A 14,206-nucleotide genomic window follows, 5' to 3' on the forward strand; every position below is an offset into this window, starting at 1 on the left:
CTAATCGCCCTCCGCTTCCGCCTCCGCCCAGGCTCGGAACCCTGCCGAGGCCGGCAACGCCCCCTCGCGGATCAGGCCGCGCCAGATGCCCGCCGCCCGCACCAGGCGCGGCAGCCCGGCGGGCTGCACGGTGAGGCACATCGCCTCCGCCAGATCACGCTCCGCGATGCCGAGCGCGTAGCCGGCGCGCAAGGCGCGCGCGACGCCCGGCGCATCGTCCAGCGCCGTCGCCGCCGCGAGGATGCCGAGCAGCGCGCGCCGCTCCGGCACGCCACCGCCCGCGAGCAGCGCGGCCCACGCCGCATCCTCCGCGACGGCGGCATCCCAGCCCGGCAACTGCTTCGCCCAGGCGGCGCCGGCGAAATCGAAGCGGCCGCGGCCCATCGCGAAGGCGGCGATGCGCAGCGCCGCCTCGACGCCCGCGCTGCCGCCGCCCGCTTCGCGGAAGCGGCGGACATGGTGGCGCGCGGTGGCGCTGCCGACCACCGCGACGATCACCACCCAGACGAATTCCTTGTCCTCCGCCGCCAGCGAGACGGGCTGCAGCGCGAGCGTCCCGTAGGCGTCCTCATAGGCGCTCGCGAAGCGCGGCGAGAGCAGCACGAACAGCCCGTGATGCGGCAGCAGGTAGCCGCGCCGTGCCCGCGCCGCGGCGAGCAGCGCCAGCGGATCGGCGTTGTCCTCCGCGCTCATCGCGGCGGCATCCAGGGATTGGCGGAGGGCGGTGGGCGGCCGCCGCGGGCGGTCTGCACCATCAGCATCTCGCCCAGATTCTCCTGCGTCAGCAGCCCGACGAGCCGCCCGCCCGCATCGACCACGCCGACAGGGCCGGAAGCCTGCTGCATCGTCAGCAGCGCGTGTTCCAGCTTCATCCGCTGCGGCACCACCGGCACCTCGCGCTGCATGGCATCCAGCACCGCGCTCTCCGGTCCCGCTTCCTTCAGCGCGCGGATCAGGTCGGAGCGGGTCAGGATGCCGCGCAGCTTGCCGCCGCCATCCACCACGGGAAAGTCCGTCTGCGCGCTGCGGATCAGCAGCTCCACCGCATCCTCCAGCCGCGCCGTCACCGGCAGCGTCTCGAAGCGCGTCACCATCGCATCCGCCGCGACCATGCCGCGCGAGAGCTCCCGCATGCGCACGGCGTGGCTTTCCGCCGCCGCGCCGAGCCAGACGAACAGCGCCACGAAGACCAGCAGCGGCAAGCCGTTGACGAGGCCGAGGAAGCCGAAGACGAAGGCCAGCACCTGCCCGATGGTCGCCGCTATGTCGGTCGCGCGGCGATGATCGAGGCGATAGGCCAGCAGCGCCCGCAGCACGCGCCCGCCATCCATCGGGAAGGCCGGGATCAGGTTGAAGACCACAAGCGTGACGTTCACCCAGAACAGCCGCGCCAGCATGGCATGGCCCGGGTTCTCCACGCCTGTCGCGGCCTCGAAGGGCGGCACGCCACCGAGCAGCGCGAGCAGCACCAGGGCGATGATCACGTTCACCGCCGGCCCGGCGAGCGCGACGAACAGTTCCTCCGAAGGCTTTTCGGGGATGCGCTCCAGCCGCGCCACGCCGCCGATCGGCAGCAGCGTGATGTCGGGTGTCGCGATGCCGTAGCGCCGCGCGGCCAGGCTGTGGCCGAATTCGTGCAGCAGCACGCAGGCGAAGATCAGGCAGATGAAGACCACGCCCTCGATCGCCGCCTGCCGCCCGCCTTGCGCCGCGGCGGAGAAGCCGATCCAGGCGAGCAGCAGCAGGAAGGTGAGGTGCAGGCGGATCTCGGTGCCGAAGACGCGGCCGAGCGGGATGGACCAGGTCATGGGGCCGCCTGGCGCGGCGGCTGCGGCGTGGGTTGCAGGCGGGAGACGTCGAAGCCCTGCGCCGCCGCGATGCCGACGGCCTCGGCGTATTCGGCGGCCGGCAGTTCCGGCGTGCGCGACAGGATCCAGAGGTAGTCGCGGTCCGGCGCGCCCACCACCGCCCAGCGATAGGCGGGATCGAGCCCGATCACCCAGTAGTCGCCGTAGAAAGGCCAGAAGAAGCTGACGCGCAGCTTCGCGTTGCCCGTTCCCTCCACCGCATAGGCGCTGCCTTCGGCGATCACCGGCTTGTCGCCATCGGCCGCGTCCAGGCACCGGTTGGTCACCGTCACCTGGCCATCCGGACGCAGCGCGTAGCCGGCGGTGGTGCCGATGCAGCGTCGGCCGCGACCATCCTGGAAACTGTTCGGGAAGCGCGCGATCTCGTACCAGCGCCCCATGTAGCGCTCGATGTCGACCTGCGCGACGGTCTGCACCGGCGGCTGCCGGGGAGGGCTCGCGCAGGCCGCCAGCGCAACCAGCGCGACGAGCAGAACGCGCCTCATGCCGCACGCTCCTGCGCGGATGCGCGCGGGCAGCCAGGCACGGTGCCGGCGGGCAGCGCCTGCACATGGTCGAACACGGCGCCGGCGGTGGTGATCCAGATGCGCCCGCGTTCCTGTGCCACAACCGAAAGCGCGCGACGCAGCACGCGCAGCCGATGCGGCTGGCCCACGATGTACGGATGCAGCGCGATGCCCATGACCTGCGGCAGCCCGTCCTGCTGCACCTGGCGCAGGCGTTCCTCGAAGTCGTCCACGATCATGCGGGCGAAGGAGTCGGGCGAATCCTTGCGCGCGACGATGGCGGGGATGTCGTTCACCTCCTGTGGGTAGGGCACGGCGAGCAGCGGGCCGCCCCGCGTGCGCATCCACACCGGCGCGTCGTCGGCGCACCAGTTCATCGTGTAGGCGTAGCCGGCTTCCGCCAGCAGGTCGGGCGTGGCGCGGCTCTCCGCGATCCAGGGCGAGAGCCAGCCGCGCGGCGCCCGACCCTCATGCAGCGTGATGGCGGCCGTGGCCTCCGCGATCAGGCGCTGCTCCGCATCCTCGTCCAGCACGGATTGCCGTTCGGAATTGGTGCGGCCGTGCCCGGCCATCTCGTCGCCGCGCGCCCGATGCGCCGCGACCAGGGACGGCGCATAGTCGTACATCGCGCTGTTCAGCAGCACGGTGGCTGGCAGGGCGAGCTCGTCCAGCATGTCCAGCAGCCGCCAGGCGCCGACGCGGTTGCCGTAGTCCCGCCAGGCGTAGTTCAGCACGTCCGGCTGCGGCCCGCCCGGCGCAAGCTCCGCGCCCAGCCCCTCGCCGAAGGCGAAATGCTCGAGGTTCACGCCGAGATAGACCGCGAGCTTCGCCCCGTTCGGCCAGGCATAGGCCGTGCGGCCCCGCCAGGCGGCGTAGTCGTAGCGTCCATGGCTCGGCAGCATCGCGTGTCCCCGCTCGGTGTCACCGCGACAGCTTGCGCCGGATCGGCGCCTCGGCAAGGGCGGTGGCATGGTTGTCAGCCATCCCTTACAGGGTGGGATGACCGCGCACGACCGCTGGCCTATGGTCCGCTTGGCCATGTCACGATCTGGGAACGAGGCAGACCGCGCCGCGGATGAACTGCTCCGCCGGGAGGCGAGGCAGGCGCGGGGGCGCCTGCTGCTGCCGCTCGCCCTCGGCGTCGCGCAGGTCCTGGCCGGGATCGCGCAGGCACTGCTGTTCGCGATGCTCGTCGGCAGCCTGCTCGGCTTCGGCGAGGCCGGCTGGGCGGAACTCGGCCTCGCGGCGCTGCTGACCGCGCTCTCGGCCGGCCTCGGCGCGGCGCAGGAGCGCGCCCTGGTCGCAGCGGGCGAAGCGGCGAAGTCCCGGCTGCGCACAACCGCCTTCGCAAGGCTGCTGGAGGACGGCCCCTCCGACCTCCGTCCGGTTGGCGAGCGTGCGGCGCTGGTCGTCGACCGGATCGAGGCGCTCGAAGGCTTCCTCACGCGCTGGCTGCCGGCCGCGGCGCTGGCGGTGGTCGGTCCCGCGCTGGTGATCCTGGCCGCCTTCCTGGCCGATCCCGCAAGCGGCGTGATCCTCCTGGTGGCGGGGCTGCTGGTGCCGGTGATCATGGCCGTTACCGGCATCGGCGCCGCCCAGGCGAGCCGTCGCCAGTTCGAGTCGCTCGGCCGTCTCTCCGGCCGTTTCCTCGACCGCATGCGCGGCCTGCCGACGCTGGTGCTGTTCCGCCGGCAGGAGGCGGAGGCGCAGGCGCTGGGGCAAGCGGCCGCCGAGTTGCGCGCACGCACCATGAAGGTGCTGCGCGTCGCCTTCCTCTCTTCCGGCGCCATGGAACTGCTCGCGGCGGGCGCCATCGCGACACTCGCGATCCGGCACGCGGCGCAACTCGGCGCCGGGCATCCCGATCCGGTCGCAGGGATCTTCTGCCTGCTGCTGGTCCCCGCCTTCTTCACGCCGCTGCGTGCCTTCTCCATGGCCTATCACGAGAAGCTGGCGGCACGCGGCGCGGCGGCCGAGCTTGCGCCGCTGCTCGCCCCGCCCGCCGGGGCGCCGGGCCTGATCCTGGAGGAGATGCCGCGCAAGCTGGTCGTCACCTTCCAGGATGTGCGGCTGACCTACGACCCCACGCGGCCCCCGGCGCTGGATGGCCTTACCTTCAGGGTGATGCCAGGGGAGACGCTGGTGCTCTCCGGCACCTCCGGCGCGGGGAAATCCTCGGTGCTGCGGCTGCTCATGGGCTTCCGTCGCCCCGATTCCGGCCGGATCGCGCTGAACGGCCAGGATGCCACCACGCTGAAGCCGGCCGAGCTGCGCCGTCTCTCGGCCTATGTGGGACAACGCGCGCATCTGTTCCGGGGGACGCTGCGCGAGAACATCCGCCTGGCCCGGCCCGAGGCCACCGATGCGGAGGTGGAGTCCGCCGCCGAGGCCGCGCAGGTGATGACCTTCGCGCGCGGGCTGTCGAAGGGACTGGATACGCTGGTGGGAGAGGGCGGCTTCGGCCTGTCCGGTGGCCAGGCGCAGCGCGTGGCCGTGGCACGCGCCTTCCTGCGCGATGCGCCGCTGGTGCTGCTGGACGAGCCGACCGCGCATCTCGACCCCGGGACCGAAGGCGACGTGCTGGAAAGCCTGCGCCGTCTCTGTTCCGGCCGGACGGCGATCGTCGCCACCCATTCCCGCGCCGCGCAGCGCATGCTGGGCCGCGTGCTCGCAATGGAGCACGGGCGCGCGGTGGGCGCGCGGATGGCCGGCGAATGAACCGGGATCTGCTCCGCGTCCTCGGCCTCTGGCGCAGCCGCGCCCCCTGGTTGGTGGCGGGCCTGCTGGTCGCGGCGCTGGCCGGGCTGGTCGGGGTCGCGCTGCTGGCCGTTGCGGGGCGCGGCATCGCGCATGCCGTCACCGGCGCCGCGATCTTCGCAGGCGCCGCCGCGGCGATGGCCTGGATCTGGCCCATCGCCCTGATGCGTCCCGTGCTGCGCTATCTCGATCGCCTCGTCAGTCACGCCGCCGCCTTTCGCGCGCTCGCCGACACGCGCGTCTGGTTCTTCCGCCGCCTGGCCGAGCGCCTGCCGGCCGGCGTCGGCTTCCGCCGCACCGGCGACCTGCTGGGGCGGCTGGTCTCGGATATCGACGCGCTGGACCGGCTCTATCTCGGCGCCATCGTTCCCGCGGTCGCGGCCGGCGTGGTTGTGCTCGCGATCATGCTGCTGCTCGGCGTGGTCGCGCCGCCGCTCGCCATCCTCGTCGCCGCTCCGCTGGCATTCGCGCTGCTGCTTCCGCCGCTGCTCGCACCCGGCGCGGCCGAAGCCGGGCGGCAGGTGGCGCAGGCCCAGGGGAGCCTGCGGGCCGCCGTGGTGGACCCGCTGACCGGCATCGAGGATACGCTGGCCGCCGGCGCCGAGCGCGTCGCCGGCGCCCGCGTGGCCGAGGAAGGCGCAACGCTCTCCGCCGCGCAGCGCCTGCTCGCCCGGCGCGGCGCGGCGGGCGGCGCGGCAGGGACCGTGCTGACCCAGGCGGCGATGCTCGGCGCCCTGGCCTGGGGCCTCGCCATGGGCACGGAGGGCGTCGCCGGCGCCGTGCTCGGGCTGTTCCTGGCCATCGCCGCGGCCGAGTCGCTGGGCCTGATGCCGCGGGCCGGCGCCGCGCTCGCCGCCGCCGCCGCCAGCGGCCGCCGCCTGTTCGAAGCCGCGGACGCCACCCCGCCGGTCATCGACCCGCCCCAGCCCGCCGCGCTGCCCGCGGGCTACGCGATCCGGATCGAGGATGTGCATTTCACCTGGGACACCGACCGCCCCGCCGTCTTCGATGGTCTGGCGCTCGATGTGCCGGAAGGCGCGCGGCTGGCGCTGCTCGGCCCGTCCGGCGCCGGGAAGTCCAGCCTGGCGGCGCTGCTGCTGAAGTTCGCGGCACCGCGCACCGGCCGGATCCTGCTGGACGGCGTGGACATCGCGACGCTGACCGGCGAGCAGGTGCGCAGCCGCATCACCTGCCTGACCCAGGATGCACGCCTGTTCGACGACAGCATCGCTGCCAATCTCCGTCTCGCCCGGCCGGAAGCCGATACGGCAGCGCTGTGGCGCGCGCTGGATTCGGCTGGCGTCGGTGACCTCGTGCGCAGCCTGCCGCAAGGGCTGGAGACCCGCTGCGGCGAGGCCGGCACGCGCTTCTCCGGCGGTCAGGCGCGCCGGCTGGCGCTGGCCCGTGCGCTGCTGTCGGAAGCGCCGGTGCTGATCCTCGACGAACCTGCCGCCGGGCTGGACCCCGACACCGAGCGCGCCTTCCTCGAGACGCTGGACGAGGCGACGGAAGGCCGGTCGGTGATCCTGATCGTGCACCGCCTGATCGGCGTCGAGCGGCCGACGAAGATCCTCCGCCTGGCTGGCGGTCGCGCGCTGACGGCGATGGGGTGATGCTGCCGATACCGCCCCCGCATACGGGGGCGGAGGCGAAGCGCGGCGTCGAACGCCGACGGGGCGGCGGCATGCCGCCGCCCACGCAGGCTGGCTGGGTTGGGGGCCTTGCGGCCTGCCCGCCTACCGCGCGTCCTCGAAGAGTTCGAGCACGCCCGAGCCCGGCACTTCCGACATCCAGAAGCCAAGGCTCGCCTTGGTGGGCCTCGTCGGCTGCGGCCGCTGCACGACAACCTCCACCCGGCCGATCTCACGGCCGTTGCTGTCGGTCAGCGCCGGCTCGACGGCGGCGATCAGCAGCTCCGCCTCCTCGGTCGGCAGCGCATGCACGCGGCCGAGGATGCGGGCCAGCACGCCCATCTTGGCGCGCCCGCTGCTGTCGCCGTCGGCCACCTTGATGGCGATGCCGAGCGCGCGGTCGCGGACGCAGGCCAGCATGTAGCCTTCCGCGCCGCCCTTCAGGATCACATTGCCATCGGTGTAGCGGATCATCCGCGCGGTCGGGGAATCCTTGCCGGCGAGATGGTCCGGATAGGCCGCCATGGCGCCGACCACGCGGCGCACCGCCGCCCGCCGCCGCTCCGACGCCGCCTGGCCCACGCCGAGCCGCGCCGCCGCGCGCGCCATCGCGCTGATCGGCACGCCGAGCGCAGGCAGGCCGCAGCCATCCACCCCGACCGGCAGCGTGTGGGCGTCGAGCCCGGTGAATTCGGAGAGGATGTCCCGATACAGCCGCTGCGCCGGATGGTCGGCGCGGCCGTAGTCGAGCCCGCCGCCCAGGTGCTTCGCCACGGACAGGAAGCCGCAATGCTTGCCCGAGCAGTTGTTGAAGATCCGCCGCGGACCGCCATGCGCATAGGCCTCCGCGATGTCGGCCGCGCCGCGCGGCACGGCGGGGCCGCAGATCAGCGCCTCCTCCGTCAGGCCGAGCCGCCCGAGCCAGTCGCCGACCAGCGCCACCTGGAAGGGCTCGGCGTGGTGCGAGGCGCAGGCGAGCGCGATGTGCTCGTCCGTCAGCCCCAACGCATCCGCCGCCCCGGATTCGACCAGCGCGATCGCCTGGAAGGGCTTCAGCGCGGAACGCGGCGTGGTGACCCAGCCTGTGCTGCCCCAGGAATGGCGCAGCGTGCCGCCGGTGTCGGCGACGGCAATGACGCCGTGATGTACGCTTTCCATGATCGGGCCACGCCAGACGCGGGCGAGTTCGACAACTTCGACGCCATTGGACATGGCAAGTCCCCTGTATGCGCCGCCAAGGGCGGTCGTTGCTCGGCTCCCCAACCCATAGCGATAGAGCGCAGGCCGCCCCGCGTCCAGCGCGGCCAGCGTTCCAGCCGGTCAGCCGGCGAGCAGCGCCGCCACCTTCCGCCCGAACGCCTGCGTGCCAAGCTTCCCACCAAGGTCGGGCGTGCGCGTGGCGGGGTCGGCCAACGCAGCATCCACCGCCGTGTTGATGGCCGCCGCAGCCTGTCCGGCTGCGTGGTTGCCGCGCTTCTCCGCGTGCCAGTCCAGCAGCATCGCGGCCGAGAGGATCAGGGAGACCGGGTTCGCCTTGTCCTGGCCCTCGATGTCCGGCGCGCTGCCATGCTGCGCCTGCGCGCAGCACAGCAGGTCGTTCTGGTTGGTGCTGCCGGCGAGGCCGAGCCCGCCCGACAGTTCCGAGGCGAGGTCGGAGAGGATGTCGGCGTGGAAGTTGGTGGCGCACAGCACGTCGAAGCGTTGCGGGTCGCGGACCAGCATCGCGGCGCAGGCATCCACGATGATCTCGTCCAGCGCGACGTCCGGGAAGTCCTGCGCCACCTCCCGCACACAGCGCAGGAACAGGCCGTCGGTCAGGATGAAGGTGTTGGCCTTGTGGACCGCCGTGACCTTGCCCCGCCGCCGCCGCGCCAGCAGGAAGGCCTCGCGCGCAATGCGCCGCGAGGCATGCGCGGTGATCTTGCGCATGGACATCGCCACGTCCGGCGTCGGCATGAACTCGCCGCTGCCGGCGTGCATGTTGCGATCGGGATAGAAGCCCTCCGTCGCCTCCCGCATGATCACCAGGTCGAGCGGCGCATGGCCGCGGCCGAGGCCGGGGCGGGTGCGCGCCGGGCGGACATTGGCGAACAGGTCGAGACCGACGCGGAACGCTGCCGACACGTTGATCCCGCCCTTGTCGCGCGACGGGTAGTGCAGGTGGGAGATCGGGCCGAGGATCACGCCGTCGCTGGCCTTCGACGCCTCCATCACCTCCTCGGGCAGCGTCGTGCCGCGGGTCTTCAGCGTCTCGAGGCCGATCGCATGCGTCTCGAAGGTGAGGCCGAGGCCGAAGCGGGCATCGGCGGCGCGCAGCACGGCGAGGGTGGCGTCGGTGATCTCGGGCCCGATCCCGTCGCCGGGCAGGACGATGAAGCGCATGGTCTGGCGGTTCCTGGGTTTCGGCCGCGATGTGGCACGGCCCGGCGCCGGCGGGGAAGGGGGCGGCGTCTGGCGCGGCCGCGCCCGAAGGAGTACCTCTTTCCCCAACAGGTCGTTGCCCGCTGGGCGCGGCGCGGATGGAGGGGGTCCATGGGAGCGAGCGCAGGCGGCGGGCCGCGCCACATCACCGCGGAACAGGCGGCGGCGCTGGTGAAGCCCGGCGATTGGATCGACTACGGCGCGTCCTTCACCCAGCCCGACGCCTTCGACCGCGCGCTTGCCGCGCGCAAGGGCGAGCTTTCCGACATCTGGCTGCGCAACTGCCTCAGCCTGAAGCCGCGCGCCGTGCTTGAAGCCGACCCGGACGGAGAGGTGTTCCGCTGCTTCAACTGGCACTTCTCCGGCTACGACCGGAAGAAGCACGACGCCGGGATCTGCCACTACATCCCGGTCCATCTCGGCGAGATCCCGCACTACTACCGCCGCAACATCGACCGCGTGGACGTCGCCGTGCTGAAGGCCGCGCCGCCGGACGAGGATGGCTGCTTCAACATCGGCCCAAACAGCCTCTGGCACCGCGCGGTGATCGAACGCGCGAAGACCGTCATCATCGAGGTGTCCTCCCAGGTCCCGCCCGCGCGCGGCACCGACAACCGCATCCCGGCGAGCGAGGTGGACTACGTCATCGAGGGCGATGGCGGCACCACGCCGGAGCTGCCGAATGCGCAGCCGACCGACGTGGACCGCGCCGTGGCGCGGCTGATCGCCGAGGAGATCGCGGAGGATGCCTGCCTGCAGGTGGGCATCGGCGGCATGCCGAACGCGGTCTGCGCGCTGCTGCTGGAAGGCGGCGCGCGCCGCTTCGGCATCCACACGGAGATGCTGAACGACGGGCTGGTGGAGCTCTATCGCGCGGGCCGCGTGGACGGGTCGAAGAAGGCGGTGGACCCGGGCCTCATCACCTACACCTTCGCCCTTGGCACGCGCGTCCTGTACGACACGGTGCGCGACAACCCGGATTTCCTCTGCCACGCGGTGGATTTCACCAACGATCCCTTCGTGATCGCGCGCAACAGCCTGGCGGTCGCGATCAACAACACCACGCAGATCGACCTGCAGGGCCAGGCGGCGTCCGAGAGCGACGGGCATCGCCACATCAGCGGCACCGGAGGCCAGGCTCAGTTCGTGCGCGGCGCCTATGCCTCGGAGGGCGGCAAGAGCTTCATCTGCCTCGCCTCCACCTACGAACGGAAGGGCGTCCGGAAAAGCCGCATCGCGCTGAACCTCACTCCGGGCAACGTGGTGACCACGCCGCGGTCCGACATGATGTATGTCGTCACCGAATACGGCATCGCGAACCTCAAGGGCCGCTCGGTGGCGGAGCGTGCGAAGGCGATCATCGGCCTGGCGCATCCCGACTTCCGCGAGGACCTCGCACGCGAGGCGCGTGAGGCGGGGCTGCTGCCGCGCTACTGGCTCTGATGCGCGCGCTGGTCCTGGTGATGCTGTTGCTTGCGGGTGGCGCGGCCGCGCAGGGGCCGGACAGCACCGCTGCAATCCTGCCGGGCTGCCAGGCCCATCTGCAGGGAAGGCAGGACCGGCGCGAGGCCGAGGGGATCTGCCTCGGCAGGCTGGCAGTGCTGGTCGCCAATCTCGACCTGATCGGCGCCTGCCCGCCCGCCGAGCCGCGCCTGCGCACCACCCTGCAGATCATCGTGGACTACATGGAGAAGCGGTCGGAGCGCTGGGGCGAGCCCTTCGGCCGTTTCGGCGCGGAAGCGCTGCGCGTGGCCTGGCCCTGCCCGGCGCCGCGATAGCTACGCCAGCGCCTTCGCCGCCATCCCGCAGAAGCGCCCGAGCGCATCCGGGTTCACCCAGCGCAGCACCGCCACGACCTCGCCCGCCGGCCAGATCCAGGTGTAGTTGCCGCCGGCGCCCTGGGCGAACACCGAATCCCGCGGCGCCTCGGCCTGGCGCCCCGCGCCGTTCAGCCACCACAGGAAGCCGTAGGACGGGTTGAGCGGGCAGGGGGCCAGCGACCAGTCGATCCATTCCGCCGGCACCACCTGCCTGCCGTCCCAGGCGCCGCGCTGCAGCACCAGGCGCCCGACAAGGGCCTGGTCCTCGGCGTGGATGCGCATGCCGCCGCCCCAATGCGTCCCGCCAGGCACCGAGGGCAACATGCGCCCGTGCACCTCGACGATGGCGTTGTCGTAGGGATACCAGGTCCAGTCCCGGCTGCCGCCGATCGGGTCCATGATCCGCTCGGCGAAGACCTCCGGCAGCGGGCGGCGGAACAGGCGAAGCAGGCAGAGCGAAAGACGGTTCACCCGCACGTCGTTGTATTCCCAATGCGTCCCCGGTGCCTGCAGCGGCCGCGCAATGCCCTTCGGCCCCGACCCCTCCCGCGCCAGGTCGCGGCCGCGGTCGATCACGTCGGACTTGCCGAACAGCTCGCCCTCCCATTCGGAGGTGTTGGTCAGCAGGTGGCGCCAGGTGATGCCGGCGTTCTGGTCGCTGTCGAAGCCGCCGTCGCGGATCTTCGCGCGCACCGGTTCGTCGAGGTCGGTCAGCAGCCGATCCGCCCAGGCGATGCCCGCCAGCAGCGACAGGTAGGACTTCGCCACGCTGAAGGTCATGTCGGCCTGCCGCGTGTCGCCCCAGGCGGCCAGGCGCTCGCCGCGGCGCTCGATCAGGCCGTTCGGCGCACCGCGCGGGAAGACCGGGCCGATGACCGCGTTGTGCGGTGGCGGGTCGAAATGGCCGGATTCGAGATGCGCGCGCAGGTCACGGGGGAAGGGGCTCTCATGGGCCGCGGCGAAGGCGACGGCGTCGCGCAGCGTCGGATGGGCTTCGGGCTTCAAGACAGGTGTTCCACTCGGTTGCTGCGGTTCCGGCGCTTGCCTGCCACCGGCTCGCCGCCCGGACAAGAGCGGTTACAATTTCGTTTTCTTACAATGGCTTACGGACGGAATTTCTTACACTCTGCGTCGAACTATCGCAGTTGCATCCGACAACCCACTGATTTTTCGTATCACGAGAATGTGGCATACAATTTGCCATTCCTCCACCGCTGGTGCGCGTCCACCGTCGCAACCCGCGCCATCGGTTCATCCGCTCAAGAGGAATGTCAGAATATGCGTATCGTCCCGGCCGCCCTGGCGGCGGTCATCCTGGCTGGCGGCTCCGCCGTCGCCGCCCCCACCAACCAGGGCTTCGAATCCGGCCTGGCCGGCTGGAGCACGCTGGGCAACGTCTCCGCCACGCCGTCCACCAGCGTCACCACCTACAACAGCATCACCTATGCCATCAGCGCCTATGAGACGACGATGGCCCTGCTCGACAGCGCCGGCGGCGCGGCCGCCGCGACCGTGGAATCCACGCTGGGCCTCGTCGCGGGCTCGCTGACGGCACTCAACATCAACCCCGACGGCGGCGAAGTCACCCAGGCGAGCGCGATCTATCAGGATTTCGCAGGCACCGTGGGCACGACCATCACGCAGTTCTTCAACTACACCGCGCGCGACTACATCCCGTTCAACGATCCTGCCTTCGCTGCCGTCATCAACCTCGACACCGGCAATGTCGAGCACCTGAGCGGGCTCGCCAGCACTCAGGGTCTGGGCGCCAATGTGGGCACCGCCGGCAGCACCGGCTGGCTGACCTTCAACTATACGCTGGCCACCTCCGCGAATTACCGCCTGGCGTTCATCACCTCCGATGACAAGGACGACGCCCTGTCGTCCGTGCTGTTTCTCGATAACGCCGCCGGCACCTGCGACCCCGCCTGCCCGCCGGTCGGCGTGCCGGAGCCCGGTTCGCTCGGCCTGCTCGGCTTCGGCCTGCTCGGCATAGGCGCGGCGCTGCGCCGCCGGCGCCAGGGGTGACGCAGGACGGGCGGGGTCTGCGCGGATCCCGCCCGGCCACCCTCTGCATGTGGCGATCGCGCCGGGGCCATGTAACCCCCTGAACCGGCGCGCCGAACGCCCTACATTCCCCCGCGTGGAATGGAGGACGCCGGATGGCGATGGAAACCGCGACACTGGGCGGCGGCTGCTTCTGGTGCATCGAGGGCGCGCTGCGCCACCTCGACGGCGTGACCCGCGCCGAAAGCGGCTATGCCGGCGGTCATGTGGACAACCCGAGCTATGAGGCTGTCTGCGGCAAGCGGACCGGCCATGCCGAGGTCGTGCAGATCGACTTCGATCCCGCCAAGGTCGGCTACGCCGACCTGCTGCGCATGTTCTTCACCCTGCACGATCCCACCACCAAGGATCGCCAGGGCAACGACATCGGCCCGCAATACCGCAGCATCATCCTGACCCATTCGCCGGAGCAGGAAGCGGTTGCCCGTGACATCGTCGCCGAGATCGACGCCGCCGGCATCTGGGGCGGCAAGGCGGTGACGGAGATCGTGCCGCTGGAACGCTTCTGGCCGGCCGAGCCCGAGCACCAGGACTATTTCGCGCGCAACCCCTGGGCCGGCTATTGCCGGGTGGTCGTCGCGCCGAAGGTCACGAAGTTCCGCAAGATGTTCGCGGACCGCCTGAAGAAGGGAGCCGCCTGATGAGCCTGTTCGGCACCAAGGCCAAGGACACGGACGAGACGTTCCCGGTGCAGAAGACCGAGGCGGAATGGCGCGCCGAATTGCCGCCGGAAGCCTTCCGCGTCCTGCGCGAGCACGGCACCGAGCGGCCCGGCACCAGCCCGCTGAATGTCGAGAAGCGCGACGGCCTGTTCGTCTGCGCGGGCTGCGGCACGCCGCTGTTCCGCTCCGACACGAAATACGAGAGCGGCACCGGCTGGCCGAGCTTCTGGGCACCGATCGAGGGCGCCGTCGCCACCCGGACCGACCGCTCCTTCTTCATGACGCGGACGGAGGTGCATTGCGCCACCTGCGGCGGGCATCTGGGCCATGTCTTCCCGGACGGCCCCAGGCCGACCGGGGAACGCTACTGCATGAACGGCGCGGCCATGCAGTTCAAACCGGCGGGTTGACACTGCCGGACCGCTGGACAAGGCGGGGCGGGGGATGCTGAGTCCCCCGCCGGATCACCCAGAG

At 71.6% G+C, this 14,206-nt stretch carries 14 protein-coding genes; 7 read left to right on the forward strand and 7 right to left on the reverse strand.

From position 1 onward, the window contains the following. From E4T13_RS02125 to E4T13_RS02140, 4 genes are read right to left on the reverse strand one after another with little or no spacing between them, the layout of a single operon-like run. Window positions 1-693, reverse strand: a complete 693-nt coding sequence (locus E4T13_RS02125) for a hypothetical protein (RefSeq protein ID WP_137176586.1) — start codon at window positions 691-693, stop codon at window positions 1-3. Beyond that, a complete protein-coding gene (locus E4T13_RS02130) occupies window positions 690-1,808 on the reverse strand; it encodes a site-2 protease family protein (protein WP_137176587.1) in 1,119 nt (372 codons plus the stop codon). The genes E4T13_RS02125 and E4T13_RS02130 overlap by 4 nt, the downstream gene beginning before the upstream one ends. Beyond that, window positions 1,805-2,353 carry a lipocalin family protein gene (locus tag E4T13_RS02135; protein ID WP_137176588.1) on the reverse strand — a complete coding sequence of 183 codons (549 nt, stop codon included), beginning with the start codon at window positions 2,351-2,353 and terminating at the stop codon, window positions 1,805-1,807. Before E4T13_RS02135 ends, E4T13_RS02130 begins: the two co-directional genes overlap by 4 nt. Then, window positions 2,350-3,276, reverse strand: coding sequence for a polysaccharide deacetylase family protein (locus E4T13_RS02140; protein ID WP_137176589.1), 927 nt, complete (start codon window positions 3,274-3,276; stop codon window positions 2,350-2,352). Before E4T13_RS02140 ends, E4T13_RS02135 begins: the two co-directional genes overlap by 4 nt. 136 nt (window positions 3,277-3,412) lie before the next feature. On the opposite strand from E4T13_RS02140, the gene cydD reads away from it, so the two are divergent. Then, window positions 3,413-5,092 carry a thiol reductant ABC exporter subunit CydD gene (cydD, locus tag E4T13_RS02145; protein WP_137176590.1) on the forward strand — a complete coding sequence of 560 codons (1,680 nt, stop codon included), beginning with the start codon at window positions 3,413-3,415 and terminating at the stop codon, window positions 5,090-5,092. Then, entirely contained in the window at window positions 5,089-6,744 is a 1,656-nt protein-coding gene (cydC, locus tag E4T13_RS02150) for a thiol reductant ABC exporter subunit CydC (RefSeq protein WP_137176591.1), read from the forward strand. The genes cydD and cydC overlap by 4 nt, the downstream gene beginning before the upstream one ends. 123 nt (window positions 6,745-6,867) lie before the next feature. Here the strand turns inward: cydC and E4T13_RS02155 are convergent, their stop codons facing one another. Continuing rightward, window positions 6,868-7,974: an asparaginase gene (locus E4T13_RS02155; protein ID WP_137176592.1), complete on the reverse strand. Its 1,107-nt coding sequence runs from the start codon at window positions 7,972-7,974 to the stop codon at window positions 6,868-6,870. A 108-nt stretch (window positions 7,975-8,082) separates the two neighbouring features. After that, on the reverse strand, window positions 8,083-9,144 hold the full coding sequence (locus E4T13_RS02160) for an isocitrate/isopropylmalate dehydrogenase family protein (RefSeq protein ID WP_137176593.1): 1,062 nt from the start codon (window positions 9,142-9,144) through the stop codon (window positions 8,083-8,085). A 150-nt stretch (window positions 9,145-9,294) separates the two neighbouring features. On the opposite strand from E4T13_RS02160, the gene E4T13_RS02165 reads away from it, so the two are divergent. Together E4T13_RS02165 and E4T13_RS02170 are read left to right on the forward strand one after the other, a co-directional pair. Continuing rightward, the gene (locus E4T13_RS02165) at window positions 9,295-10,626 is read left to right on the forward strand and encodes an acetyl-CoA hydrolase/transferase family protein (RefSeq protein ID WP_137176594.1); all 1,332 of its coding nucleotides are present in this window, start codon (window positions 9,295-9,297) and stop codon (window positions 10,624-10,626) included. Continuing rightward, a complete protein-coding gene (locus E4T13_RS02170; RefSeq protein WP_137176595.1) occupies window positions 10,626-10,961 on the forward strand; it encodes a Rap1a/Tai family immunity protein in 336 nt (111 codons plus the stop codon). Before E4T13_RS02165 ends, E4T13_RS02170 begins: the two co-directional genes overlap by 1 nt. Here E4T13_RS02170 and E4T13_RS02175 read toward each other — a convergent pair whose 3' ends face one another. Then, on the reverse strand, window positions 10,962-12,008 hold the full coding sequence (locus E4T13_RS02175; RefSeq protein WP_137176596.1) for a serine hydrolase: 1,047 nt from the start codon (window positions 12,006-12,008) through the stop codon (window positions 10,962-10,964). It abuts the gene before it with no gap. A 273-nt stretch (window positions 12,009-12,281) separates the two neighbouring features. On the opposite strand from E4T13_RS02175, the gene E4T13_RS02180 reads away from it, so the two are divergent. From E4T13_RS02180 to msrB, 3 genes are all read left to right on the forward strand, one after another. Next, a complete protein-coding gene (locus tag E4T13_RS02180; RefSeq protein WP_170984753.1) occupies window positions 12,282-13,031 on the forward strand; it encodes a PEP-CTERM sorting domain-containing protein in 750 nt (249 codons plus the stop codon). A 134-nt stretch (window positions 13,032-13,165) separates the two neighbouring features. Beyond that, window positions 13,166-13,711: a peptide-methionine (S)-S-oxide reductase MsrA gene (gene msrA / locus E4T13_RS02185; protein ID WP_137176598.1), complete on the forward strand. Its 546-nt coding sequence runs from the start codon at window positions 13,166-13,168 to the stop codon at window positions 13,709-13,711. Continuing rightward, a complete protein-coding gene (msrB, locus tag E4T13_RS02190; RefSeq protein ID WP_137176599.1) occupies window positions 13,711-14,142 on the forward strand; it encodes a peptide-methionine (R)-S-oxide reductase MsrB in 432 nt (143 codons plus the stop codon). Before msrA ends, msrB begins: the two co-directional genes overlap by 1 nt. The last annotated feature ends 64 nt before the right edge of the window (window positions 14,143-14,206 follow it).

This window comes from Roseomonas sp. AR75, assembly GCF_005222815.1.
GTDB lineage: Bacteria > Pseudomonadota > Alphaproteobacteria > Acetobacterales > Acetobacteraceae > Falsiroseomonas.

What these genes read in the sequence shown, in the direction of transcription:
- E4T13_RS02125 (WP_137176586.1), bottom strand. Translation starts at nt 693, where the DNA reads ATGAGCGCGGAGGACAACGCCGATCCGCTGGCGCTGCTCGCCGCGGCG.
- E4T13_RS02130 (WP_137176587.1), bottom strand. Translation starts at nt 1,808, where the DNA reads ATGACCTGGTCCATCCCGCTCGGCCGCGTCTTCGGCACCGAGATCCGC.
- E4T13_RS02135 (WP_137176588.1), bottom strand. Translation starts at nt 2,353, where the DNA reads ATGAGGCGCGTTCTGCTCGTCGCGCTGGTTGCGCTGGCGGCCTGCGCG.
- E4T13_RS02140 (WP_137176589.1), bottom strand. Translation starts at nt 3,276, where the DNA reads ATGCTGCCGAGCCATGGACGCTACGACTACGCCGCCTGGCGGGGCCGC.
- cydD (WP_137176590.1), top strand. Translation starts at nt 3,413, where the DNA reads ATGTCACGATCTGGGAACGAGGCAGACCGCGCCGCGGATGAACTGCTC.
- cydC (WP_137176591.1), top strand. Translation starts at nt 5,089, where the DNA reads ATGAACCGGGATCTGCTCCGCGTCCTCGGCCTCTGGCGCAGCCGCGCC.
- E4T13_RS02155 (WP_137176592.1), bottom strand. Translation starts at nt 7,974, where the DNA reads ATGTCCAATGGCGTCGAAGTTGTCGAACTCGCCCGCGTCTGGCGTGGC.
- E4T13_RS02160 (WP_137176593.1), bottom strand. Translation starts at nt 9,144, where the DNA reads ATGCGCTTCATCGTCCTGCCCGGCGACGGGATCGGGCCCGAGATCACC.
- E4T13_RS02165 (WP_137176594.1), top strand. Translation starts at nt 9,295, where the DNA reads ATGGGAGCGAGCGCAGGCGGCGGGCCGCGCCACATCACCGCGGAACAG.
- E4T13_RS02170 (WP_137176595.1), top strand. Translation starts at nt 10,626, where the DNA reads ATGCGCGCGCTGGTCCTGGTGATGCTGTTGCTTGCGGGTGGCGCGGCC.
- E4T13_RS02180 (WP_170984753.1), top strand. Translation starts at nt 12,282, where the DNA reads ATGCGTATCGTCCCGGCCGCCCTGGCGGCGGTCATCCTGGCTGGCGGC.
- msrA (WP_137176598.1), top strand. Translation starts at nt 13,166, where the DNA reads ATGGCGATGGAAACCGCGACACTGGGCGGCGGCTGCTTCTGGTGCATC.
- msrB (WP_137176599.1), top strand. Translation starts at nt 13,711, where the DNA reads ATGAGCCTGTTCGGCACCAAGGCCAAGGACACGGACGAGACGTTCCCG.